The organism is Candidatus Tisiphia endosymbiont of Xenochironomus xenolabis, from assembly GCF_964264705.1.
Classification (GTDB): domain Bacteria; phylum Pseudomonadota; class Alphaproteobacteria; order Rickettsiales; family Rickettsiaceae; genus Tisiphia.
Window position 1 is genome coordinate 1,493,669 of record NZ_OZ183473.1, and the last position, 25,692, is coordinate 1,519,360.

17 protein-coding genes are annotated in these 25,692 nt (G+C 32.1%); 8 read left to right on the forward strand and 9 right to left on the reverse strand.

Going from position 1 to position 25,692, the window contains the following annotated elements:
• The first annotated feature begins 414 nt into the window (after positions 1-414).
• Together ACFELY_RS07330 and ACFELY_RS07335 are read left to right on the forward strand one after the other, a co-directional pair.
• Positions 415-6,756 (forward strand): MobA/MobL family protein, encoded by a 6,342-nt coding sequence (locus ACFELY_RS07330; protein ID WP_375333273.1) that lies wholly within the window; start codon positions 415-417, stop codon positions 6,754-6,756.
• 48 nt (positions 6,757-6,804) lie between these two features.
• Positions 6,805-8,484: a hypothetical protein gene (locus ACFELY_RS07335; RefSeq protein ID WP_375334073.1), complete on the forward strand. Its 1,680-nt coding sequence runs from the start codon at positions 6,805-6,807 to the stop codon at positions 8,482-8,484.
• Between the two features lie 359 nt (positions 8,485-8,843).
• On the opposite strand, the gene ACFELY_RS07340 is transcribed toward ACFELY_RS07335, so the two are convergent.
• From ACFELY_RS07340 to ACFELY_RS07350, 3 genes are all read right to left on the reverse strand, one after another.
• A complete protein-coding gene (locus tag ACFELY_RS07340; protein ID WP_375334074.1) occupies positions 8,844-9,614 on the reverse strand; it encodes a hypothetical protein in 771 nt (256 codons plus the stop codon).
• The gene (locus tag ACFELY_RS07345) at positions 9,611-9,988 is read right to left on the reverse strand and encodes an N-6 DNA methylase (RefSeq protein WP_375334169.1); all 378 of its coding nucleotides are present in this window, start codon (positions 9,986-9,988) and stop codon (positions 9,611-9,613) included. Before ACFELY_RS07345 ends, ACFELY_RS07340 begins: the two co-directional genes overlap by 4 nt.
• 376 nt (positions 9,989-10,364) lie before the next feature.
• Positions 10,365-10,736: a helix-turn-helix domain-containing protein gene (locus ACFELY_RS07350; RefSeq protein ID WP_375334075.1), complete on the reverse strand. Its 372-nt coding sequence runs from the start codon at positions 10,734-10,736 to the stop codon at positions 10,365-10,367.
• A gap of 401 nt (positions 10,737-11,137) precedes the next feature.
• Between ACFELY_RS07350 and ACFELY_RS07355 the strand changes: the two genes are divergently transcribed.
• Positions 11,138-11,830, forward strand: a complete 693-nt coding sequence (locus ACFELY_RS07355) for a hypothetical protein (RefSeq protein WP_375334076.1) — start codon at positions 11,138-11,140, stop codon at positions 11,828-11,830.
• Positions 11,831-12,068: 238 nt separating this feature from the next.
• Here the strand turns inward: ACFELY_RS07355 and ACFELY_RS07360 are convergent, their stop codons facing one another.
• Positions 12,069-13,640, reverse strand: a complete 1,572-nt coding sequence (locus ACFELY_RS07360) for an AAA family ATPase (protein WP_375334077.1) — start codon at positions 13,638-13,640, stop codon at positions 12,069-12,071.
• A gap of 317 nt (positions 13,641-13,957) precedes the next feature.
• Between ACFELY_RS07360 and ACFELY_RS07365 the strand changes: the two genes are divergently transcribed.
• Positions 13,958-14,086 carry a palindromic element RPE2 domain-containing protein gene (locus ACFELY_RS07365; RefSeq protein WP_375334078.1) on the forward strand — a complete coding sequence of 43 codons (129 nt, stop codon included), beginning with the start codon at positions 13,958-13,960 and terminating at the stop codon, positions 14,084-14,086.
• On the opposite strand, the gene ACFELY_RS07370 is transcribed toward ACFELY_RS07365, so the two are convergent.
• Positions 14,060-14,305 (reverse strand): hypothetical protein, encoded by a 246-nt coding sequence (locus ACFELY_RS07370; protein WP_375334079.1) that lies wholly within the window; start codon positions 14,303-14,305, stop codon positions 14,060-14,062. The genes ACFELY_RS07365 and ACFELY_RS07370 overlap by 27 nt on opposite strands.
• 284 nt (positions 14,306-14,589) lie before the next feature.
• On the opposite strand from ACFELY_RS07370, the gene ACFELY_RS07375 reads away from it, so the two are divergent.
• From ACFELY_RS07375 to ACFELY_RS07390, 4 genes are all read left to right on the forward strand, one after another.
• Positions 14,590-17,397: a hypothetical protein gene (locus tag ACFELY_RS07375; RefSeq protein WP_375334080.1), complete on the forward strand. Its 2,808-nt coding sequence runs from the start codon at positions 14,590-14,592 to the stop codon at positions 17,395-17,397.
• 209 nt (positions 17,398-17,606) lie between these two features.
• Positions 17,607-19,016 (forward strand): hypothetical protein, encoded by a 1,410-nt coding sequence (locus ACFELY_RS07380; RefSeq protein WP_375334081.1) that lies wholly within the window; start codon positions 17,607-17,609, stop codon positions 19,014-19,016.
• 61 nt (positions 19,017-19,077) lie between these two features.
• Positions 19,078-19,539, forward strand: a complete 462-nt coding sequence (locus ACFELY_RS07385; RefSeq protein ID WP_375334083.1) for a hypothetical protein — start codon at positions 19,078-19,080, stop codon at positions 19,537-19,539.
• A 368-nt stretch (positions 19,540-19,907) separates the two neighbouring features.
• Positions 19,908-20,474 (forward strand): hypothetical protein, encoded by a 567-nt coding sequence (locus ACFELY_RS07390; RefSeq protein WP_375334084.1) that lies wholly within the window; start codon positions 19,908-19,910, stop codon positions 20,472-20,474.
• Positions 20,475-20,632: 158 nt separating this feature from the next.
• On the opposite strand, the gene ACFELY_RS07395 is transcribed toward ACFELY_RS07390, so the two are convergent.
• The 4 genes from ACFELY_RS07395 to ACFELY_RS07410 form a co-directional block, all read right to left on the reverse strand.
• A complete protein-coding gene (locus ACFELY_RS07395; protein WP_375334085.1) occupies positions 20,633-22,060 on the reverse strand; it encodes an AAA family ATPase in 1,428 nt (475 codons plus the stop codon).
• Positions 22,061-22,336: 276 nt separating this feature from the next.
• Positions 22,337-23,050, reverse strand: a complete 714-nt coding sequence (locus ACFELY_RS07400) for a hypothetical protein (protein WP_375333262.1) — start codon at positions 23,048-23,050, stop codon at positions 22,337-22,339.
• Complete coding sequence (locus tag ACFELY_RS07405) at positions 23,047-25,080, reverse strand: type IV secretion system DNA-binding domain-containing protein (RefSeq protein WP_375333261.1); 2,034 nt, start codon at positions 25,078-25,080, stop codon at positions 23,047-23,049. Before ACFELY_RS07405 ends, ACFELY_RS07400 begins: the two co-directional genes overlap by 4 nt.
• Positions 25,081-25,134: 54 nt before the next feature.
• Complete coding sequence (locus ACFELY_RS07410) at positions 25,135-25,662, reverse strand: transglycosylase SLT domain-containing protein (RefSeq protein ID WP_341759836.1); 528 nt, start codon at positions 25,660-25,662, stop codon at positions 25,135-25,137.
• Between the last annotated feature and the right edge of the window lie 30 nt (positions 25,663-25,692).

The window sequence follows — 25,692 nt, forward strand, 5'->3', positions numbered from 1 at the left end:
TGAATTATCGATATGGTAAACATTTTACTAACATATTTTTGTATTTTTGATCTTATAAAACAACTTGTACTTAGCTTAGCGTAAAGTCTAGTGTCCGGCTTTATTTAATTAATAACTGCATTACTCTAACTTTTTACAATCTTTAATTTACTAGAAGTATACGTTGTAAAACATACATATGCCTTTTTCCCATTCCCTCTGCCGACACCCTGTCCATTAGCCACTATGGAGATTTTGCTGCCTATATGAATCTTACCACACAAAATAAGCTGATTTATTTACGTCCAAGGTTTTAGCATTGACAGCTGGAATTCCGATAGGCGCACTTGGGCAAACTAGGTTTACCTAGTTTGCCTGCGTTCAAAGATTCGGTTCTTGCCTTTGCTATTACCCAAAACTCACGGCTTAGATAGTATGGCAATATATCATTGTAGTAAATCAGAAGTACAAAGAAGCAAGGGACATAATGCCGTTGCAGCAAGTAGCTATATTTCAAGAAGTAAATTGCAGCTTATTACAACTGATAATAGTACAAAAGAGAAACAAACTATTAGCTATAATTCTACCAGCAGAAAGGGGCTTGCTCATAGCATAATTCTAGCTTCAGATGACGCTCCTAGTTGGGTATACGATAGACAAGAATTATGGAACAGAGCAGAAAGTGTAGAAACAAGAAAAAATGCTGAAACAGCTAGAAAGCTAATCATAGCTTTACCGAAAGAATTAACCCTACAACAGAATATTGAACTTATCGAACAATTTGCTTTGGAGTGTTTAGTTAGTCATGGCATGGTAGCAGATATAAACATTCATTATGACAGTGAAGATAATCCACATGTTCATATTCAAATGACTACCAGAAAACTAATACGTTCACTGGAAAATGACCAAGTAGTTTTTGGTGAAAAAGGACGCGATTGGGGAAGGAGGAAATTTTTATATTATTACCGAGAAAATGTAGCTCATTTCATCAATTTGTATTTAGAAAAACATGGGGCTTTAGATAGGGTATCACATTTATCTCATAAGGCACGGGGCATTGATTTAGTACCAACTATCCATGAAGGAGCAGCCCATTATATAAAAGACTCAAAATTAAGATTAATAAATGAACAAATACTAAAAAAAAATGCTGCCAAGATTAGAACAAATCCAGAGTTAGTATTTGATAAATTATCGATTAATAAGCCAGTTTTTACTAGGGAAGAAATTGCTATAGCCTTATCTGATGCGTTAACTATAGATATTGAGTTAGGGCAAACAGATAAACAATTAGATGGTGGTAATAAACAAGGATTTCAGCAACGTTTAAGAGAAATAAGCAAACAATTAGTAGTAGAAGATTTACTAATAGAAAGTTTAGTAACAGAAAATGTAAAGGAAAGTCCTAACCAAGATTTAACTATTTTGGCAGATGGTAGTAGTAAGCAAGATAGTGAGCTATCTAGCACTAGTATTGTAGAAGGTAGTAATACTACTGGTAGTATTACTACTATTGATCATAGCAGTCATAATAGTACAGGACTATCAAATGTTGAGCTATTGGATCAAGCATATTCTACTGAATTTATGCGACTCTATAGTAATTTGTTGGCGTCTGATAAGATTAGTTTAATAAATCCTAGTGATTTAAAAGGTCGTACTTTGTATGCATTAACCAAAAGGGTAAAGTTAGAACAGAGATTTATTACCACAGTAGAAGAGTTACAGCACAGTCAGAACCATAATTTGTTTATTGATGATAGGGCAATAGGTTCTATGAAAGATAAATTAATTGGCAGTATTCAAAAAGTTGGTATGGCTGTGCAGGAGGTAGTAAACAACAAGGTTGGGTTACAGATCGAGCTAATCAAGGAACAAAATCATTCTTTAACAGAGGAACAACGCAAGGCAATAATAGATATTGTATGTGGTAAAGATATTAGCGTATTGGAAGGATACCCAGGAGCTGGTAAGACATTTGTCATGCGGGAAATAGTACGACAATATCAAAAAGCTGGTTATCGGGTAGTAGGGACTGCCCAAAGTAGTAGTGCTACAAAAGTTCTGGAAGGTGCTACTGGCATTGAAGCAAAGAATACAACACTATGGCGTAAAGAGTGGCAAGAAGCTAGGGGGCATGAGTTCGAGTTGCCTTTACGAACTGATTATTATACAGAAAGAGAATACCAATATCCAGATAGAGTGGAGAGTAATTTTAGTCAGCAGAAAAATGTTAGTGCCGAGTTAGACAATAAGACCGTATTCATCATAGATGAAGCAAGCATGATTGAGCTGGCGAATATGGATTATTTGCTAACTCAAGTATTAAAGTCAGGGGCAAAAGTCATAATAGTAGGTGATAACAATCAGCTTTCTGCTATTGGTATGGCAGGTGCTTTTAAGAAGATATGCACTATTGCTGATATTAGTAAATTAACTGCAGTAATGCGTCATAAACATCCCGATGAATATACTAGGGAACTACAGAGAGAAGCTACCAAGCTAATGGGTCTTTATAAAATAGAAGAAGCATTAGCGATTTACCAAGAACTTGAAATATTTAATATTTATGAGAATGAGAAAATAACTAAAGAAGCATTGGTAGAAAATTATGTTAGTGAGTATCTAGTACAAGCCAAGAATTTAGCCAGGGATGATTTAGTATCGATTAGGTCGATAGTAATAGGTGCTTATACTAATGTATCGGTGAACTATTTTAACATAGAAGTAAGAGAAAGACTAAAACAGGCTGGTATTTTAAAGGGATTGGGTGGCAACTTTAAATCTGGTCATGAGATGGTAGAATTATTGCGAGGTGAGCAAATAGTTTTCGTCAGTAATAAGGCAGAATATAAGGGTTTTTATGGAGTACTAAATGGCGAATTAGCAACAGTTATAGATTTTACTGCTCCAGATAAATTTGGTCATGGCATAGTGAATTTGTTGGTACATAAAGCAGATGGCAGTAAAAAGATAGTCAAGATTGATACAGCTGACTCACTATATCCAGTTAGGTTTAAACATGGTTATGCGGTGACTGGTTATAAGTTGCAAGGTGAGACGGTGGATTATATGAAAGTATATTATGAATCTACTATAGGTTATGAAGCCTTTAACGTGCTAATGAGTAGGTACAGATACGAGGTAAATCTGTATGCAGCTCAAGATGTATTAGAAGATATTGTTTATAAGAGAGTGGAAGAAGATGCGGAAAAAGGACGAGTACGATTTAGTGTAGAAGGATATAGCCTACAAGGTAAAGGTAAAGAACGAAGAAAACAACCGGTGCCTAGCTGGTATATTGGTTTAACTATAGGGGTCAGTAAAAGAGTCAATAATAATTTAGCAATTAATTATCGTAAATTTGATAAATTAAGTCCTAATGAACAAGTCATTAAGAATTATCTAGAATTTAGACAAGTAGTATTTGATTTGCACGGTAAAATGCAAGAATGGCAAGAGCAACAAGAAAGACCTATTAAACTGGCTGGATTATATGGAAGATTAACCACAACTGCTAATGTAGAGATAAAAAATGCGAGAGAAATTACTATAGATTCATATGGTTTAATACTTAATCGATCTACTCAGGAGGAAACCACTCCCTCTGAACTACAATCTAGCAAGGAATTTAAAAAAGTAGAATTACAAAAGACTCCTATTAATAAAAATAGTGAAAAAATATCATGGTCAAAATTATCAAGAGAAAAGCGAAATGAGCTTATTTGGAATCATCTCTCAGAACATGATAGGCAGATACTTGCAGCTACATATGAAGAGCTAGCAGAGAGCAAGAAGGAGTTAAAACAATGGGCTAAAATTATTTGTGATAATTATCACGGTAGTGTTAAGGATAAAGCTATTGATAATTCTGACATTAAGGATCAAGTAAGTATGGGTGATAGAATTATCCAACTTGATTTAAATTATCAGACGATTCAAAAGCATGCTGGTTATTCAGCTGATAAGTATTTTTTTAAAAAGATCAATCAAGGAGCGACCTTAATTACAAGTAACCATTGGAGAAAGATGATGGAAATTTGTTATGGTTTAAGGACGCAAAATATTACAGTACCAAATATATTAAATAGCCAAGAGATAGTTAGTACAAGCAATATTAACACTGATTGGTTAAATATTTTTACTACTAATTTAGCTGACTTGCATGAATTTATTAATGAAACTAAGTTGTCATTAATAGAAAAAACTGAGCTATTAGAGAAGACTAACGTTGAACATCAAGAGATAAAAAAAGAGTTAAAGGAAGTAACTCATTATCGGGAGAAATTATTCCCAGAATTCTTAAGCCGTATATATAAAACCCCTATACCAGAAATATTGCAGAAATGGCAAAATTTGTTAGTAGAATGTCGGTATGAACAATTAGCAGATGCCATTTCTAAAGTAAAGCAAAATCCTAATTTACTGGGTAGTTTGAGAGGTATTGGCTTTAGTACAGTTCTGGGTATTAGCCGGCGTCGGAAAGATGCTATTAGCAATTTCGAGGTCATAGCAAAAAGGTTTAGAAATTATGAACAAGGGGCAATTAAAGCACAAGAACTGCAAGACAAACTAACAACAAGAAATTATCAGAAGTTACTTGTAAGCTTAGCAAAAGAAATAAGGTTGTTAACTGATAGTTTGCCTAATGAATATGAACAGAGATTTTTAGATCAGCTTGATCTTTTACAAAAGGATGGCAAATTAAATATAGAAAATTTGGCAGCAATAGTAAAGACAGACGAGTTACGAGGTCTTCTTTATGAATATTATAGATATATTAATAATGCCAATAATAATGCAAAATTGGCTGAATCAACTAAATCAGCTGACATACAAGGTGAAAATCAGCAAGAAATAACTAGCAGCCTACCAATTAAAATAGATAAAACAGAAACTAATGAAAATAAAACTAACAAATATAATAGAGTTAATGCAACTAGAAAGAACAGATTAGACTTTAATGAAGTTAAGCAAAGTTTAACTGAATATAATTATCGTAATATTTTTGAGAGTTATGCTAGAAGGATTAATGGTGACAATGTAAGATTTAAAAAGACTAGTTCTGAGATTAGTCTTGGTAGTTTAACTATGAATTTAAGAACAGGATTATGGATTCGTCATAGCACTGGAGAAGGAGGTAATATATTTTCTTTTGTTCAGAAGGCTCTATACTGTAGTAAATTAGAAGCGTTAGAACGAGTAGCGTTGACAGCTGGTATTAGTGCTAAAGAAAATAATTATTATAATTATCATAATGACAATGAAAGAAATAATAATAAGCAACCACAAGAGAGTAAGGGGCATGAAGAGGTAATAAAGAAATCAATTAATGAATGGTATGCACAGCCTTACGTTCCTGACTATGCACCTAAATTCGATCCAAAAATTCATTTGGCTGGTTTACTAAAAAGTAACACTGTTGATGGCATCTATTATTATAGAAATAATCAAAAGCAACTGATAGGTTTAACAGTGAGATTGGTCAGCCGTCAAGATGGCAAGAAGCAAGTACTACCAGTTAGCTATTGCCACAATGAATCATTAAATCAAGAAGCATGGAAATTAAAGGGTTTTAGTGATAATGGTTATAAACCAATCTATCATATAGATAAAATAAAAGATGAGCAAAGGACTATATTGATAGTAGAAGGTGAAAAGACTTGTGATAAAGCACAAGAATCACTACCTGATTATATTGTACTATCGTGGCTGGGTGGTAGTAATGGAGCAAGTAAAGCAAATTGGCAACAACTTACCGGTAGGGAAATAGTAATTTGGGCTGATAATGATCAAGCAGGTATCACAGCAGCTAAAACAATAGGACAGATGATTAATGAGGCTAATGGTCGTATTGGTAATGTAACCATCATTGATCCAAGTAGGTTAGAATTTAATGGCACTATCAATGAAAACATCTTACCAGAAAAATGGGATTTAGCTGATAGATTACCAGCAGGTTTAAATATAGATAATCTCAAGGAAGCTATTAGAAATGGTCAGCAGCAAAATATTTCATTACATAATAGTCAGTCTATTGCAGCAGGACTACAGCAATTACTACCACAATCCCAAGAATTAGCGATAGGAGAAAGAATATTGTGGCAAGCTAGAAGTGTTGGTACTCTACTTACAAGAGAACAAATAATACAAGAAGCTACAACAGAATTTAACTGGCAAAAAAAGCTTACCTCACCAGAAGCTAAATACTATATGAAATATGCTGAAACTACAGGAAAGGACGGTAGTAAACATGAATTTTTAGGATTACAAGATGGTATATATCGAGATACATTAGTTGCTATAGCCAAAAATGGTAAAATTAAGGATAAAGAATCTTTAAAACTACCAGAATTAATACATGAATTGCAAAGTGAGTATGAGCAAAAGCACAGGATTAGTCAGGTTGGTTCTCACCATAGCTTCGGTGATGATGAGCATTATCAATCTCACATCAAAAGTTTAGAGTTGTACGGTAGCGATAGAATAGAGCTATATCACATTATGGTTAGGGACGTAAGCTTGTTACATCAAGAGCAATTAAGTGGGCTAAGAGGTAGAATAATTAAAAGTCAGCAAAAAGTCATTGAGCAGAAAATATACGAGCAAATAAAAACTTACCAAGTAAAGCAAGCTAGAGGTCAGACAAGCAATAAATTAGATTATGATGATAAAGTAAAAATAGCTAGCAAAATCTATGATAATCTTTGTAGTAGTAAATTGTGGCAAAGTTTAGTAGTACAAGATATAACCTACATGCAAAAATTACAATAAGAACTACAGCCAGAAGTACAAAGGACAAAAAAGCAAGAGTTTAATAATTTGCCACAACCTATACCTATAAAACCAATTAAGATAAAAAATAATAGTTATGAGGAAAGAATAGAAAAGATAGTAGAGAAATATAAAGGACAAAACCATGATTCTGAATTGATAAATAAATGGACTGAAGAATTAGCAGAACTAAAAACATATAATGCAGGTAGTTTAAGTAATATTATTAAGATAGGGGAAAGAAAAGGCTTAGAGCAAGCATTGAAAGAAATAGTGAGTATTAATGCTGATAAGAATAAAGAATTAAGGGTGCTATTTGAAGTATATAAGGATAGGATAGATGAAATACAGAAATTTAATGATAAGTTAACTATAGAATATCTAAAACATAAAATAAAACCATTAAAATATAATGATATGGTAAAGGCAGTAGAGCAAATGCGGGTTGATAGTTTTAGAGATTGGATAATTCCACAATTTAATAAAATAGAAAAGGAGCGGCAAGAAACACAAGAAGTTAACGGATTATTGAATAGCCTCGAGCAAGATAGGGAATTAAGCTTAAAGATATCTAAGGAATATCAGAGCTTAACTTATAATGTATCAGAGGAAATGAAGGGGGAGAGCATAAATGATAAAAGTAGAGTATATGACAGTCAGCCTGATCTATTAGAGAATATAAAAAGAGATAGTTTATATATAGCAAAATACAATATATGGGAAGAAGAGTTATTAATTAAAGAATTAAAGCGAAATACGTCAGAACTAAAGGGTAGAGTAGCACCATTAATGTTTAAATTTAGTCAACTTCATTGTAAGAAGCAAGTTGCTCAAGATATAAAGGTAATAGAAGAACAAGGGGTATTAATTAAAGACAATAAACAATTTAAGACTGTTCAAGGTTATTTAGATGACTTAATGAATAATAAGGAAATAAGACCTTATATAAGAGGAACTGATCTTGATGGGATGACCAAAAATCATGGAAAGTATATTAAATCAGTGTTTACTAAGTATCAGAGTAAAATAGAGACAATAGTTAAACTACAGCCAAAATATGATATAGAGCAACTAAAAAATAAGATAAAACTAGAAGATGAGAAGGAAGTAGTTAATTTACTAGGGTCAGAATGGTTAAAAGCATTCAAAGATTATGTAACACCCAAAAGAGCTATAATTAACAAAGAGAGAGAAGAAGCAAAATCAGTGAGTGAAGTTTTACAGCTATTAAAAAAAGAAAAAGATTTTTGTCTTGATATGTATAAGCAATATAAAGAGGTGGTAGATTATTATAGTAAAAAGGAGCAAGATCATTATTTCCTGACGATAGCTAACTTGCATAAGGAGCAACCTGAACTACTAAGCAATTTAGCGAGAGATATAAATAATGTCAGTAGATTTAAGATAGGAGGAATTTATACAGGAGATAGTATAGAAACAGATGACAAGCTAGTAGAAAAGATAAAAGATACAACACAGGTAGGGATGCTGGCTAAGCAACTATATAAGGCATGTCAAGCACATGTATTAAAAGAGATAAGTCCTGAGCTAAAAGAGCTAAATAGTCATGGAATGGTAAAGATTAACGATAATACTTATGATGAGATAGACTATTTAAAATATAGGATGAATGATAAGCTACTTGCCCCATATTTGAAAAATACAACAATAGATAAAAGGCTAACAGAGCTATATAGGCAACAACAACATTTAGAACAACAGAAGTAATTATAGTTGGAAATGTATAAGAGTAAAGTTGATTTTCAAAATTCAACTTATAGTTAATATACAAGCTGTTTTTTTGTAATTTTTTGGACAAAATATTTTCTTTGAAATTAGAACAATTTCTTATCTTTCAACGATCCCTTTATATGGAAAACATCAATATTTTTTTGGCATTCCAGATATCATACTGTTGCTGAAAATTAATCCAGTATTCAGAGCTTGTGTTTGGAAATGCGGCAGATCAATGAATAGCCATAGAAGAACGATGTTAGATTTTTGTGAGAGTTAACGGTTTTTCAATTTTTCCCCTAAATTATTAATTCTTTAATATGAGTCTATAATATAGTTTTTATATAAAAAAATCATTTACAAAAATGTTGCTCAATAACCAGTGGCATTTCTGTATTAATCTTATTTTGTAAATTGGTAAAATATTCTAATTTAGAAACATTATCTTCATAAAATCTACAGCTATCACTATTTTTATCTTTACAATGCTCACTCTCAGTTCCAATGCAGTTTTTATAATATTCTGAAGTTCCATGTAATATATAATCATAATGATTTAGTAGTGTATTTATCCCATTATACTCTTTCTCATCGGCAGTTTGTTTTAATCCAACCCATTTATAATTTAAAGAATTGGATTCAAATATATGGATACTATGGATATTTCTAAAAACAATATATACCAAGGTTTCTTCACTTGGAACAAGAGTATTTTTTGTAATTTCTATTTTATCATATTTTCCAAATAATTTCTCAAAGAAAGAAGGATTAAGATTACATGTTTTATCTGTTAAGTTTTTTATTTTTAAAGTCGCACCAACATAACGTCCTGGGTTATAAAGATTATCTTTATTCTTTGTACTGATCAATTTATCTACTTGATTTATTTGTAAGGCTTTTGTACTGATAGAAAAAAGTGTAGAATAGCTCTTAGTTTCATTATGAGATTTTTCTAATTCTTTAATAAGTTGATTGGTGATTGACCTATGTTCAACACTATATTCAGTAATTTCATTAATAAAGATTGTTATCCCTATTATAAAAGAGCCTGTAACTATTAAAGCAATAAGTTGTTTTAGAATAATAGGCAGTACTCCTATTGTAAATCTCAATATTTTAATCATATAAATCCTGCTACTAGGAAACCAATAAAACATATAACAACCATCATACTATTATTTTTAAAGATATTATACAAATTAACTGCTTTTTGCAAGTCATCTTGTTCAATATCAGATATATAAATATCTCTACTTTCACCTATTTCACTGACTAGATAAGTAAATACAGGATCAGTCTGAACATCCGAAATATTGGATTTTTTCGTGATCGCTAAAATATAAGTCTTTTTGGGCGTTGTAAAAAATATTTTCTCTGGGAGGGAAATAATAGCATCAATATAGCAACTATCCAAAATATATTGCCTTAGTTTTTTATCGTTTTGTCTATTAAAAATGCTGTTAGGTATAATTATAAAAGCCTTACCACCTTTCTTAATTTGATAACCTACTCCATAAAAAGCCCTTCAACACCTATTGCGTTTATTTTATAGTGATTTCTTAAAGTAAGATTCTTAGATATCTCTTCTTTTAAATTACTGCTTCCACTTGTTACATAAGGGGGATTTGTTAAAACTACGTTACGTTACTTTATACATGCCAAGTTAAAGTGTCAAAACTATAAGAACCTTGCAATATTTTTAAATCACTTAGATATTTGAAAAAAACAATTCAACAAATGTGTATAAGCAATTCTCAGAGGTTGTACAGCTAATACTCCCAACATCTTGCCATATTTGTTTTGCCAAGTCTATTGGATTTACTAAGTGTTGTACTAGATACCAATAACTGTATCAGTACTTTACTCTTACTATGCTACTCTTTAATCAGCGAATGTATCAATGCATTAACAGCCTGTTGATATTCTGGGTTACAGATTCTCATAAAATTCCTCGACACCTCTATACACAAACGCTGATGCTGAGTTTGAATAGGCTCAATATTTTTAATATCTTCTAAACCTTCATAAAAATAATCAATATTTTTTTCTAATGCTTTAGCAATAAGAATCAGCCTACCTATTGATATTCTATTGAAACCAGTCTCATATTTTTGTAATTGTTGAAGTGTTACATCTATTGTCTTTGCAAGTTGCTGACGTGACAAACCTTTAGCAAGCCTTAGAGAATAGATTTTTTGTCCTATCAATTTATCAATTTTGCTTATATAGTCATTGTTTCTTGCCATAATTAATTATAGTATTTTAAGTTCATATCAATCTGTATAGCTTACGTTTATCTGATAGAGAATTAAGCTTATTCTTCAAACCCATCAATATCTTATTACATTTTCCAAATTTTGAAAGGATTAAAATAACAAGCGAATACAATTGTCCTTGTAGATGTAATATAATAACTCAAGTATGACACTACTCAATAATACAAAAAATATCAACCAAAGATTAATTTGTAAAAACTTTATTATTATATTGACTAGGATAGAACTTATATGCAAAATATAAATTTAACAGTTCAACTGGTAATGGTATTTTCTTTGGTATCCATTTTAGTAAAATTACTAATGGTTGTTTAAAAGTAGAACATAGGGAAGGATAGTTACTAACAATACAAAAAATAAAATTTAATTTTATGGACATACACAACATAAATATTTGTGATGAAAATATTAGGTTTGAATTTACTATTTCCGTACCTCCATTAGACATGTCTGAACTTAAAGGATATGTGGAGAAGTTTGAATGTCAGGCGTTATATTTAATCTATGATGATGATTATAGTGAGGGCTATGAAAAAGTAATTGGTAAATTAGATGGTTATCGTTTTTCTCTTCACTCTTGTTATTGGGATTATGACGAAGACAATGAAGATGCTCTCCTTCCTTTAGATATACTTGATATGATAGATGATAATGTAGCGAAGTTATTATGTTTATTTTATAATAATTGTGATGTTAAAGATAAATATCGTAAAAAATTGAAAAGTATAATTGATACGGATGATTTACCCGGACCGCCTAATATTGTTTTAATTAACCTTGTTGAAGTGTTAGCTGAATATAGAGGTAGGAAATTTGGTGAAGCATTGATATCTAACACTCTCTATACAATAGGAAAGGCAAATGATTTAGTAATAGTTGATTATATGCCATTGCAATTAGCATATCAAGACTCAAAGAAACCAAACAATGAATGGGACGAGGAAATGAGACTTAACGAGCTTGAACAAGATAAAGAAATAGCAAGAAATAAACTCAGGAAGTATTATAAAAAACTTGGTTTTAAATTATTAAATAAAGAAGGGTTACTATTTTTAATTATATGAGTCAAATGTTTTAGAAGTGAGCAGAGTAATAACTCAAATGAATCAATTTATATGATAGGCTTGTTAACAGTTTTAAACCGAAGAAAGTTACGATAGTTGCTTGTATGCGAAGTTACTTGAAGTTTGCCATAAACTTATTCAACAAAAACGTACTTTTATTATTAGATAATATATATAAAAGATAATTGCTGTGATTTAAAGCAAATTGTAGAGCGTTTAAAATAAATGATTGACTCTACTAATTTTTGAGACAATGGCTGATGTCTAACATCCGTTCTACTTTAAACACCCTATATTCTTGACGTTTTAAGCAGAATGCTTTAACCCCAATATAGGTTTTTCCTAAATACTGCATTTTACCAATGGTAGTAGGTTGAATTAACCTATTTGACTTTTCATCGTTAGCTTTTAAGTAAGTAACATTAATAGTGGATTTATTTTTTATAGCTTCTTGGATTATTTTAATCTTGTCTTCTGTAGGACATAAAATTGCAGACTTTTTGTATTGATAATTAGTGACAAATTTTACTACGTTAAAATCCATCCAGATATGTTTTTTGGAAATTTTCTTTTTTAGTACTAAACCTTTTAAACTAGTGCATCTACTAAGAGCAACATACATTTGCCCATGAGCAAATGTACCTTTTCCGATATCTAAAATAACTTTGTCAAAAGTCTTCCCCTGACTTTTATGTATGGTAATTGCCCATGCTAACATCACAGGATATTGGGTAAAAGTGCCAGTGATGTTAGATTTTAATTCGGTACCTTCTAGATAAAAGTTATATGACTCCCAACTATACGGCGTGACGCTAACTTTTTTGCCTGTTCCAAGTAAAATTATAAGTTTAGGAATTTCATAATCTCTATCTATGTTCATTATTTTACCGATAGTGCCATTAATAAAGCGTCCGTTAATATCATTGTTAAGCATCATTACTTGAGAACCAAGCTTTAGTTTTAGATCAATGAGAGTAGGTAACTGTTCTTTAGCAAAATTACCTTCTACTCTACCTGTAAAGGTAAATTCTTTGCCTTTAATAACACTCAGTCTTTGTGAGTTGATAAGTTCAGCATTAGCATTGGTGGTGGTTAAATAAATATAAAAATCATCTATATCAGGTTCAAAATCTTCATTATAGCATTCATTAATTATTTCTATATCAGTATCAATAATAGAATTATTACGGATTGCATTTAATAATTGAATAAATTTTAGATCACTTTGCCGGTAAATCTTACCAAGCTCGATAAACTCCATTTCTAACCCTTCAAAGCAATGTGCACTGAAAAAATAAGGGGTAGAATAGTAGGACTTAAATAGTAGTTTTTCTTTACTTGGTACTACTGGTGGTAATTGATAAAGATCACCGATAAATATTATTTGCAAGCCGCCGAAAGGTTTGTCTATTTTTTTGCCATTCAGACGGAGAAATTTATCAATACAATCAAGTAGATCAGCTCTAACCATCGAAATCTCATCGATAATTATTGCATCTAGAGTTCTGTAAATGTCTTCTTTTTTATTACCTAAATCTTTCCTTCTTGTCTTAATTGATTCCAGGGTTACATCTGGTTTAAAACCAAAAAATGAATGAATAGTTTGACCTTTAATATTAACTGCAGCCGTACCTGTAGGAGCTAATACTGCAACTTTCTTTTGAGTATTTTTTCTAAAGTAAGTTAATAAAGTAGATTTTCCTGTTCCTGCTTTACCAGTAATAAAAACATTCTTAGTATTTGATTCCATGAAATTAAGAGATTTGACAAATTGCTCATTCAACTCAATGTTTTTAGTATTACTTAGCACATCAGCTCATTAATATTGGTTAATAATAATCTTGAAAATACATATCTTGTAAAATATCATAATAGTTTCTAATTTCATAGAATTATATCTATTGAGTAGTCTAGTGTCTAGGGTCTGTGAACAAAAATAGGCTTTGTTCTAAATTACTGTTTTATCTTCTGCCGCAATATCTGATAGGTGCAAACTAGCTAGTGAGGTTAGGCTTTGGCTTAAATCTTTACTACTCTCAAGGCTAAGGCTACTTAGGTTGTCATCACTCTTATTATGTGCAACTCTGCTTTATCCACCTGGCTAGGTGTAAAAATCTTTCCGCCCAAATGAAATTTATAGTCAATTCAGGAGAATTTGGGGCTAGGAGCGATGGAGCGACGCCTATAAGTAATAGGCGAGCGACGAGCGACAACGCCCCCAACTTCTCATCAATTGACTATAGCAATATCTGGTAAATGATCGCTATTACTCGCGTAAACATTTTTCATGATTTTTTTAAGATTTTCGATATCTTGTAACTTGTTAAATTTGACAGTAATTTTTCTCATATAAATCCCCTGTAGTATCTGTATTCCAAGGGAATTATTATACCATAAAAAATCACCATTTGCATCATATTTCGTGATATTTTTACCTCGTATTTTTAGTATATTTAGTGATGCTAAAAAAATCACAACTCTTACTAAAAAAATAGTGATAAGTAGTTATTTAGTTGTTTAACAAATTATTATTATTTAATCTTTTATGTCAAACTGAGACTATGACGTATAGCTAACCCGGTTAGTATTACGTCGTCATTGCGAGAAGGCGTAAGCCGACGAAGCAATCCATTTCTACCCACTTTTTTGGATTGCATCAATGCCACTAAAGTGGCTCCTCGCAATGACGCACGGGATAAATACTAGTCGGGTTAGCTATAATTGATAAATTTTGACCTAAATTATAAAGAGAGGAAAAAATGCCATTAGAACAATCTATTATACAACAAATAAGAAATAACTCTATTGATACTCTTAACCTTGGTAGTAAAAATATAGGAAATGTTGAAGCGAAGGAGCTAGCAGAAGCCTTAAAGGATAATCAATCTATTACTACTCTTTACCTTTATCATAACCAGATAGGAGATGCTGGAGTACAGGCTATAGCAGAAGCCTTAAAGGATAATCACTCTATTACTATTCTTAACCTTTATACTAACCAGATAGGAGATGCTGGAGCGAAATCGCTAGCAGAATGCTTAAAGGATAATAACTCTATTACTACTCTTAGTCTTCAAAATAACCAGATAGGAGATGCTGGAGTACAGGCTCTAGCAGAAGCCTTAAAAATTAATCACAATATTACTTATCTTTATCTTGGTAATAACCAGATAGGAGAGGCTGGAGCGAAGGATATAGCAGAAGCCTTAAAGGATAATAAATCTATTGCTACTCTTTACCTTACTAATAACAAGATAGGAGATGTTGGAGCGAAGGAGCTAGCAGAAGCCTTAAAGATTAATCCATATATTACTATTCTTGACATTACTGGTAACAATATAGGAGATATTGTAACGAAAGAGATAGCAACAGAGTTACAGATTAATAAAGATCCTACTAAAAAAGCTGCTAAGATAATAAAACAGCAACAAAAAGCAGTGATAGCTGAAATAGATGCAATGGATGTAATGCTTATAGTTGAAAAAGCTAGACAAAAGGCTCTAGCACAACAAATAGCCGAGCAGGCAAAACTTAAAGAACAAGAGGAGGCTAGATTAAAAGCCCTAGAGGACGCAAAAGTAAAAGAATATATCCCCAATATACCGGCTGTGAAATTATTTGAGGTAGCGGGTGGGGATAATCAGTTTAACGATGATGATCAGGCTACTATCAAGGAAGTATCAGAGCTAATTCGAGATGGTAACGACCGCCTGCAAGAACATGGCAAGAAGGGGATATTGCTGCTTGGTAATACTGGGGCTGGCAAGAGTACACTCGCTCATTTGTTTAGTGGCAGAAAACTACAGGCGATTATGGATGATGAAACTGCCGAACTGGTTATTGAGGCGATGCAGCCACTTAAAAATATTGCCATTGGTCACAAATCAGCTTCTGAGACTAAGATTCCTAATAAATGTCTTGCTAAAGAGCTAATAATATGGGACTGCCCTGGCTTTAATGATACTGACCCTGTCCAGGAAATTGCTAACAGCTTCTATATTAAAAGGCTTTTTGAGACCACAGAGCAGCTAAAATTTGTGTTGGTGGTACCTGAATCAGTTTTAAATATTGCTATTGAAAGAGGTAATATTTTCCTTGCAGCTCTATCTAATTTTATAAAAAGTTTTAAGGACATTGACTCTATAGAGGGTAGCATATCTTTAGTAGTTACTCATGTACCACCACACAAAAATATTGAGAATATCAGAAAATCTATAGAGAAAATATTAACAGATAATCAAGGAGCAACAAAGAAATGTAAGGAACTGATTAGTAAGCTCAAAGATGGTAATTCAATACATCTATTCTATAAACCAACTGAAGAAGGTGAGTTAACTGTACCTGACTTACTTGCAGAAATAGACAAATCATCCACATATTCTGACGCTAATAGTGATATGGTCGACATAGCTATTTCAAAGAAAGCTATGGAGTGTTCATCGCATCTGTTAAATACTGCGAGTAATAATTTTAATCAACTATTAGAGGTGATAGTTAAAGCTATTGCTGATGCCACTAACTGCTTAAATATTAATCCACTTAATGCATTTTCCGAAAATTATGCGATTGTCAAAAATTTGGTTCCGTCATCAATTAATTACAATGAGCTAAAGCAACATAGCGAAGGTGAATATTTTCCAGAGTTGGAGTTATTATCAAGATTGCAAAAAGTGCTTAACTATAATCAAATAGATAAGATACCAGATGCCTTAATGATCTTGCAGATAGCAGTGGAACTTTTTGCTGAATATGCTGAGTTTGATAATTCTCAGCTTCAGAATCAGATACAAGATTACGGTTATTGCTTACAGCAGCAATATGAATATGTGAAATTCTTCGCTAATGTCTGTGGAACTAAATTACCTGATCATGCAAAGATTGCAGAGTTAATAACAGCTTGCCATGCTAAAGTAACAGAAAATCTAGAGTATCAAGTTAGTAGTTTGAAGATTGATGAGAACCAATCTGACCCAGAATATTATCATAAAGCTATCAAATATCTAGAAAATTATCAGGACTCTCCTGCCTGCAAAAATCTTAAGGCTATAGCCTATAGTTGCTTAGCTAGTATTGCTGAGCATGACAGTGCCAATGAAGCTGCATTGGCTTACTATGCAAAAGCTATAGAGGCGAATAGCCATCTACCAAAAATATATGAAAAACTAGGGCAACTATTTTTTAACAAGGGTGAATATGCTAAGGCGATTGACTGCTACAAAGTAGTTAGTAATGAATTTATGATAAAAACATGTTTTAAAAAATGGCTAAAACAAGATCAAAACAATCCTGATATAATGCTAAAACAGGCTGAGTATTCCGAGTCTGTAGGTTTATTTGAGCAAGCCAAAAAATATTATCAGCACGCATTTAGCCTAAGTCATGATGACAATTTTAAGGCTACCGCTTACAATAAAATTGCTAACATTATGCTTAATGCCGCTGCTCAAGGGCAAAATTTTGCCACCAAAGCACAGGAACATACTTTTTACAATTATGACCTGGTAAATGAAGAATTTACCAAAAATTTACTTGGCGACGTAGTTGAAAAATGTGATTTGTATTGCTAAAAAATTGCAAAGCAGTTTTGCTACAAGTATACGTTGTTTGATAAATTATTATTTAATCTTTTAGATCAGGTTGAATGGCTATAGCCCATTGCTTTAATAGGGTACGATATGTATCTAATGAGGGACGTAGTAGATGGCTATTACGTTTACTCCACCTGAGACTATGACGTAATTGATAAATTTTGACCTAAATATAAAGAGAGGAAAAAATGCCATTAGACAAAACTATTATACATCAAATAACAACTAACTCTATTACTACTCTTGATCTTAGTAATACAGGGATAGGAGATGCTGGAGCCAAGGATTTAGCGGAAGCCTTAAAGATTAATAAATCTATTACTTCTATTGATCTTTGTTATAACAAGATAGGAGATACTGAAGCAAAGGCTTTAGCAGAAGCCTTAAAGGATAACAAATCTATTACTACTCTTTATCTTCATAATAACCAGATAGGAAATGTTGGAGCACAGGCTCTAGCAGAAGCCTTAAAAGTTAATAAAGCTATTACTTATTTTAACCTTAATAATAACAAGATAGGAGATGCTGGAGCACAGGCTCTAGCAGAAGCCTTAAAGGTTAATAAAGCTATTACTAATTTTTACATTGATAGTAATAACCCAATAGGATCTGTGGGAGTGAGGTATCTAGCAGAAGCCTTAAAGATTAATAAATCTATTGCTAATTTTGGCACTAGTTTTAAGAATATAGGAGATATTGTAGCAAGTGAGATAAAAGCAGCCCTGCAGATTAATAAAGACTTTCCTGCAAAAGCCAAAAAAGAGGCTCTAGTAAAACAATACATAGCTGAACAAGAAGTAAAAGAATATATCCCCAATATACCGGTTGTAAAATTATTTGAGGTAGCAGGTGAGGATAATCAGCTTAACAATGATGATCAGGCTACTATAAAGCAAGTATTAGATTTAATCCGAGATGGTAATGACCACCTACAGGAACATGGCAAAAAGGGGATATTGCTTCTTGGTAATACCGGGGCTGACAAGAGTACACTTGCTCATCTGTTAAATACTGCGAGTAATAATTTTAATCAACTATTAGAGGTGATAGTTAAAGCTATTGGTGATGCCACTCATTGCTTAAATGTTAATCCACTCAATGCATTTTCCGAAAATTATGCGATTGTCAAAGATTTGGTTCCGTCATCAATTAATTACAATGAGCTAAAGCAACATAGCGAAGGCGAATATTTTCTGAAGCTGGAGTTATTATCAAGATTGCAAGAAGTACTTAACTATGAGCAAAAGTCTAGCATATCAGATGCCATAACAACCTTTAAGCAAGCAGTGGATATTTTTGCTGAATATGCTGAGTTTGATAATTCTCCACTTCAACATCAGATACAAGACTATGGTTATTGTTTACGGCAGCAGTATGAATATGTGAAATTCTTTGCTAATGTCTGTGGAACTAAATTACCTGATCATGCAAAGATTGCAGAGTTAATAACAGCTTGCCACGCTAAGGTAACAGAAAATCTTGAGTACCAAGTTAGTAGTTTGAAGATTGATGAGGAGCAATCTAACCCAGAATATTATCATAAAGCTATAAAATATCTAGAAAATTATCAAGACTCTCCTGCCTTGCAAGAATCTTAAGGCTATAGCCTATAGTTGCTTAGCTAGTATTGCTGAGCATGACAGTGCCAATGAAGCTGCATTGGCTTACTATGCAAAAGCTATAGAGGCGAATAGCCATTTACCAAAAATATATGAAAATCTAGGGCAACTATTTTTTAACAAGGGTGAATATGCTAAGGCGATTGACTGCTACAAAGTAGTGAATAATGAATTTGAGATAAAAGCCTGTTTTAAAGCATGGCTGAAACAAGATAAAAGAAATCCCGATATAATGCTAAAACAGGCTGAGTATTTTGAGTCTATAGGTTTATTTGAAAAAGCCAAAACATGTTACCAGCATGTATTCAGCTTAAGTCATGATAACGCTGTTAAGGCTGCAGCTTACAAGAAAATTGGTAACATTATGGTTAATGCCGCTGCTCAGGGACAAGATTTTATTACCAAAGCAGAGGAGCAGGATTTTTACAATTATGACCTGGTAAATGAAGAATTTACCAAAAATTTACTTGGCGAGGTAGTTGAAAAATGTGATTTGTATTGAGAAAGATGGTGAAGCAGTTTTGCTGCAAGTATACGTTGTTTAACAAATTATTATTTAATCTTAGATGGATCAACTGTATAATAATTAGTTATACGATCAGAAAATTGTTTTAACAAGAAGCTTATAGTAAAACTTGAATATTGTCGTAATACGATATAATATTTTGAATAAAATTATCAATTTTATTATGCTTTACTACGATGTAAGCCTTGTATGTTAAGGTTTTTATGAATTTTCTAATCCAGAATTCGGGTTAGTATTATTATGAAATACAATATTAAAAAATGTTCAAATAAAGATAAACAGATTAAGAACCATTGAAATAAAAAACTATTACAAATAATCTATTAACTTTGGCAGGTAAATTTATGACTAAACTTATTAAACCTACTGACTTTATTAGAAAGCTACAAGATAATGAGAAATTGACCAAAATAAACCTTAGAAACTATAATATCAATAGTAATGATCTTAAATTACTTAGTGGGGCTTTAAAAAATAATAAAACGGTAACACATATAAATCTACATAATACTAATATTTACGATGATGGAGCAAAGATAGTTGCAAAGTTTTTGCAAAACAACACAACCGTAACCAAAATAGATCTAAGTAATAATAATATTAGTGATAAGGGTGCAATCAAGCTAGCTAAATTTTTAGAAAATAATAGAACTATCAAGCGACTATATCTCAGTGGGAATAATATTGGTGATGATGGGGCTAGACAACTTGTTAAGGCTTTAGAAATTAATAGAACTTTATCCGAACTAAGGCTTGATGATAATATTCTTAGTCATAATGTAGTAAAAGAACTTGTGGAAATGATAGAGGCTGGTAAGATTGTCAGTACAATAAGAATTAGTAGTATTGAAAATAATAGTGTTATATCAGATGTGTTAGATGTTTTAATTATGGGTTTAATACAAATATAAAAGACTAGAAGTGTAATTATCTGAAGTAGTTGAAATTAAACTTATATTTTAGGTGAATATTTCCTAGATTTGAGGGTCTATCGAGTCTATCAGAAAGATTGTGAATTATAAGATATTTTTGGACAGAACCCAAAATCCAATTATATATACTAGTATTTTTATGACTTTAAAAATTCAGATATGTCAATAATGGCAGCAAAATAATCGTCATCAATGACATTTTCTGATACACCGTTAACATGGATTAGCACAGGTCGACAAGAATATCCTTTAGGATACTTTAATAGACTAATTTTTTTCTGCATCTCATTGATTATTGAAGAATCGATATAGTTCTTAGAAAACTTAATTTCACAAATATAAAGGGTACCAAACTTTGTTTGAATTAGGTAATCAATTTGACATCCAGGATAACGAGATGTTTTTCGTTGATAAAATGGATTTTCTGAAATAATATCCTCAGGCTTAATATTTAAACTTTGATGGATGATGGTTCTATTATTTAAAATAAGGTTTTCAAATTGAAGACCCATAATTATATTCCATTCAGCAAGTGAGGTTAAAGACTTAAGACTATAGCTATTACGGTTAATCTTGCTTAAATTCTTATGTATATACTTTAGGTAGAAACGTAAATAGTTATCACTTAGACGATATTTACTTAATTTAGAGTCAATTCCTGATTTAATATCCCAGGTGTGATCTCGGGTAATAAAACCTGATAGCTCAAGTTCTAAAAAATATTCAGATATTCGCCCCCCAGGGTCTATATTTAAAATATTGCATACCTCATTTCTTTCTTTAGAACCGCTAACAAGTACTTCCACAATCTTTTGATAAACTGCACTATCCCGTAAAAATAAATCTGAAAATATTTGTCTAAACTCTTCCACTAGGATGGCTCCTTTTGTAAAGCAAAGATGTTTGATATTTTCTTCTGCTGATAATTTAGGGCTAATCTCTTCTAGATATTTGGGAACACCTCCTGTAATAGCAAGAACTTTCAGTTTCTCGTAAGCTGAGATGTTGCTAGACCAAAAGTGTTGGCAATCTATTAAAGGTAATTCTCCTAATGTTAAACTATATGAAATACGTCCAACGAATCCTGTACTACTTAGCAAATTCTTTTCAATCCATGCCGCAGCAGAGCCACATATAACAAATATAAGTTGATCGTTCTTTTTTAAATGATTATCCCAAAAATTTTTAATCTTTCCTAAGAAAGTTGGCTCTTCCGCAGCCATCCAAGAAATTTCATCAAATAATAATAAACACTTACCTGTCAATAGGCGTTCACCAACTGCCCATAACGCATCACTCCAATCATCGTACCTAGCATAGGGTGCTTTGAATTGCTGGGCTATTTGTCTTGAGAATTCATTAAGCTGCTCCTTAGCTGTTACCCCTTTTTCTGGTGACAATCCTTCAAAACTATAAAAATTACTAAACTGTTTGCTAAATTCTTCAATCAACCGACTTTTGCCAATTCGTCTACGACCTTTAACTACAATGAAAGAGGCTAGTTTCTTTTTGCTAATTGCTGTAAGTCTTTCCAATTCCTCGTGTCTACCTAAAAATTTAACCATAGTACTCGATCCTAAAATTAACAAATGCTTATATTCGGATCCATTATATAACGCACATTTGGATCCGTAAATACTAATTTTGTTATTTGTGGATATATTAGTGAGATAGTACACACTATAATCAAATGATTTTGAGTATACCCATTCTTTAAAAGGCTTATTCTTATCGAGAATTAAGGTTAAAATAGCAAATTTTTTCAATAAGCACCTGTTTTTTATAGCTTTCTGATTGAATCTCAAAATTGTTGAATTATGAAATATCAAGTATGATTGCATTTAATCCTTGATTATTTGTGCTTTATTACAAAATTTACCTTGCATATCAAATATTTGTACTACTCCTTCTGTATGAACATCGTGAGCTTTTTCAACCACATATTTTTGCCGTGGTGGAAACCATTGTAATACAAAATAAAGGACTGTGGTTGAGGTAATAATTGATGAGATAAGACTAATTGCTACCATAAAAAAGAAATTTTTACTACGATCAATCCTAAAAAATTCAATATTACCTTTAATCTTGTTTAAAGTTTGAATGCAGCCATTAATTGCTGTAGTCATTTCTTCTATTTTCAATTGGTTATTATCTTGAATTGTCCTAGCCACTTCAGGAGCAATAGTTATTATGCTTTTATTTAACTTTTCATTTAACTTTTCTGGTATTTTGCTTAAAATATAACACTCTTCACTAAGCTTGGACAGATTCTTTTTAAAAGTTTCTAACTGAACATTGATATTATTACTACATTGTTTGATAGAATCATTAAAAGATGCTAAGATATCTTGTACCTCTCGTTTAATATATGGCAAATCTTCAACAAGTTCCATACATTCGGTAAAGTGCTGGTCTAGTTTATCATAAATTATTGCAAAATCAGATAATGTGATATTTGATAAAGCTTGTTTATTCTTTGGCTTATTTAGGCTTTTATTATTTAATTGCACTTGTTGATGCGGTAAATCAACATCATATGTTATTTTTTTACTCATTGCTTATCCTTAAATGTTTCGTTATTGTTTATTTTAGTCATAGCAACATATTCTTGCCTAGCTTCTTGCCACCAAGGTTGTTCTTCTTGTTGATCTTGTGGCACTTGAGGTATTACTTGCTCACTATCTGTTTGACTTGTCGGCTTATTTGAAATATGAGGAATACTGGTCTCCTGAAGATGATAATTAATAATGGAATTATTATTAGTAGCTCTATTTGCAGCAACAAATCCAGGATGTTTAAGCGGAACATCAGAGGCTATTGGCACTTTAATTCTAGCTATTCTAGCTTTTGGCTCTGGTAGGCTGACAAAACATTCTAAATCTGCTAAAGTAGCAAGATCATTGGTGGTAATCAAAGCTTTACGTTTGGTGCCTTCAGTATAGCTGACACCATCGCGAAACTCATGAGCACCAAAAGAAGTATTTTTTTGGGACGTGGCATATTCCAGTTGCCCAAATATCTCAGTAATAATTTTAGCAGTAGCTGGTTCGTCACTTCTAAAGAGAAACTTAGTAGCAAATTGCCCAAATATAGTGCTGCCCTGTAGCATGCCAAAATTATCGAATATTTGATTAATTGATTGAGTTGCACTAAGTATACAACCACCATATTTTCTGGATTCCGATATTAAAGTAGAAAAGCCAGATAAATTGCCTAGAGAAGCTAACTCATCGATAATAAACCACATGCGTCTTTTCTCGTTGATACCTATGCCAATTAAACATGAGATCGCTAGCTCAAATAAACAAGCAATGATAGGCATCGTGACATTTCGCATATCTGGTTTAGTACTTAAAAATAACCAGGCAGAGCTTCCTTGCTGAATTTCAGCAAAATATTCTGTCAGTGAGAATTTTTTCTCAGACTCAAATAACAGATTTAAGGGTTGAGTGCTAGTTGCCAGTACTGATAAAATAGAACTAGCAGTAGTCTTATTACTAGCTGTTAAATATCTAGCAGCTAAGGTACCAGTCAGCCTATTCTTAAGCTTATCCCAGGAAGATAAACTCAACATCTTTTTCAATTCGATAATTGACTTGTTGCCCTCTGTTACTAAAACTTGTACACAAGCACAGAAAATAGTAGCAGCACTATTCTCCCAAAATGGATCAAAGCCACTATTAGTTTTCTTGCCAAACTTAAACAATACTTTAGCAAATTTATCTAACTTTGGATCAAAATATTTTGCCTGTTCTGAATTAGGTATATTATTACTATCAGAGCTAGTGTCAGCCCAGAAATCCCAAGCATGAGATCTCGCATCTAACGGATTAAAAATAATATCTCCTCTATCAGGATTATAGTATCTTTCTATCATTTCTCCTGTTTGATCTACCACTAAGGCTGGTTGTTTAAAGTTTCTGATTTGTGGAATTAGGTTATTAAACAAATTAGTTTTACCAGAACCTGTAGTACCAATAGCTATGATATGTCTGATTTCACTATCTTTAACAAGTCGCATATCACCTACAATGAATTTACTTGCTTTATTAGCTTTATGTAAATAATTAGTGATTTCTTTGGCATATTTGATAGTACTACCGCTGATCTGTTTTTCTATTGATACCGACTTACCAAATTTTGTCCAAAGTAGGAAAATTAGTACAAAAATACCAAACATCAGCCCAAGGCAGAATAATAACTCAACTTTGATAAAACTAACCAGATGATAATAATTCTTACTAAATTGCTGAGAAGTTAAGATCACTTTCGGATTAATATTACACTTATATAAACCATCCTGGTTATAGGCGTTTATGGTGGTAATATGTTCATATTTTTTACTTTTAGGATTAATTATTGTTCTAATAGAACGTATGCTATTATCAAACTTACTGACTAGTAAAGCTTTTTGATAAGTTACAGCGGCAGATAAATCATATAGTTCTAGCTTGGGATAAGCTAGAACTATGGTAATTATCACACTGACTACACACGAGATAGCAATAGAACGACCAAATACCTGCAAAAACATCCTGATCTTATGTAAGAATATTTGCCCACCACCAATAAAATTATTTAGCATATGAATCCCATAGTTATTGTTTCTTTCTCCTTTCATTTATGGGTTGTAACCAGACTACGTACCATCAGAATCGTCAAGCCATGATAACAACACCTTTCTTGAATATTGCCTATGATGATGAGGTTTAGCTGAGTGATATAGCCTTACTACCTTTTGCCAATCACCGTGCTTCCCATATAAATCAGTTAACAATTTTGCCGCATATTTAAGGTTATTTTTAGGGGTAAGCATTTCATTGATGCTGCTAAAATTACAACCGTGCCAGTGCCAATTTATTTGAGCCAGTCCTATATCAATATTGGTATGTCCTTTCTTTAGATAAGAACGTATAATTTTAACTGCATCTACCTGGGATTTCGCAATGAAAGCTTTACCTGCTACATTTACTGCATAAGCTTTTAGTCCAGATTCTACTTCAACAATGGCTTTCAACAAACCGCTTGGAATATTATGCTCTTTTTCAACCATGGTAATTAATTCAGATAAATCTTGGGCAAATGTTATATTTTGTGAAAAACTAAATATTATAACCACCAAAATCTTTATTATTGCTTTACTTAAAATAGTAAACCATGATATCATCGATTTGAGTATGCTAAACTTAAGGTTTGT

Bases quoted from the DNA above. Each gene is read 5' to 3' on its own strand.
- ACFELY_RS07330 (WP_375333273.1), top strand. From the start codon at position 415: ATGGCAATATATCATTGTAGTAAATCAGAAGTACAAAGAAGCAAGGGA.
- ACFELY_RS07340 (WP_375334074.1), bottom strand. From the start codon at position 9,614: ATGATTAAAATATTGAGATTTACAATAGGAGTACTGCCTATTATTCTA.
- ACFELY_RS07350 (WP_375334075.1), bottom strand. From the start codon at position 10,736: ATGGCAAGAAACAATGACTATATAAGCAAAATTGATAAATTGATAGGA.
- ACFELY_RS07355 (WP_375334076.1), top strand. From the start codon at position 11,138: ATGGACATACACAACATAAATATTTGTGATGAAAATATTAGGTTTGAA.
- ACFELY_RS07365 (WP_375334078.1), top strand. From the start codon at position 13,958: ATGAAATTTATAGTCAATTCAGGAGAATTTGGGGCTAGGAGCGATGGA.
- ACFELY_RS07375 (WP_375334080.1), top strand. From the start codon at position 14,590: ATGCCATTAGAACAATCTATTATACAACAAATAAGAAATAACTCTATT.
- ACFELY_RS07380 (WP_375334081.1), top strand. From the start codon at position 17,607: ATGCCATTAGACAAAACTATTATACATCAAATAACAACTAACTCTATT.
- ACFELY_RS07390 (WP_375334084.1), top strand. From the start codon at position 19,908: ATGACTAAACTTATTAAACCTACTGACTTTATTAGAAAGCTACAAGAT.
- ACFELY_RS07395 (WP_375334085.1), bottom strand. From the start codon at position 22,060: ATGGTTAAATTTTTAGGTAGACACGAGGAATTGGAAAGACTTACAGCA.
- ACFELY_RS07400 (WP_375333262.1), bottom strand. From the start codon at position 23,050: ATGAGTAAAAAAATAACATATGATGTTGATTTACCGCATCAACAAGTG.
- ACFELY_RS07405 (WP_375333261.1), bottom strand. From the start codon at position 25,080: ATGCTAAATAATTTTATTGGTGGTGGGCAAATATTCTTACATAAGATC.
- ACFELY_RS07410 (WP_341759836.1), bottom strand. From the start codon at position 25,662: ATGATATCATGGTTTACTATTTTAAGTAAAGCAATAATAAAGATTTTG.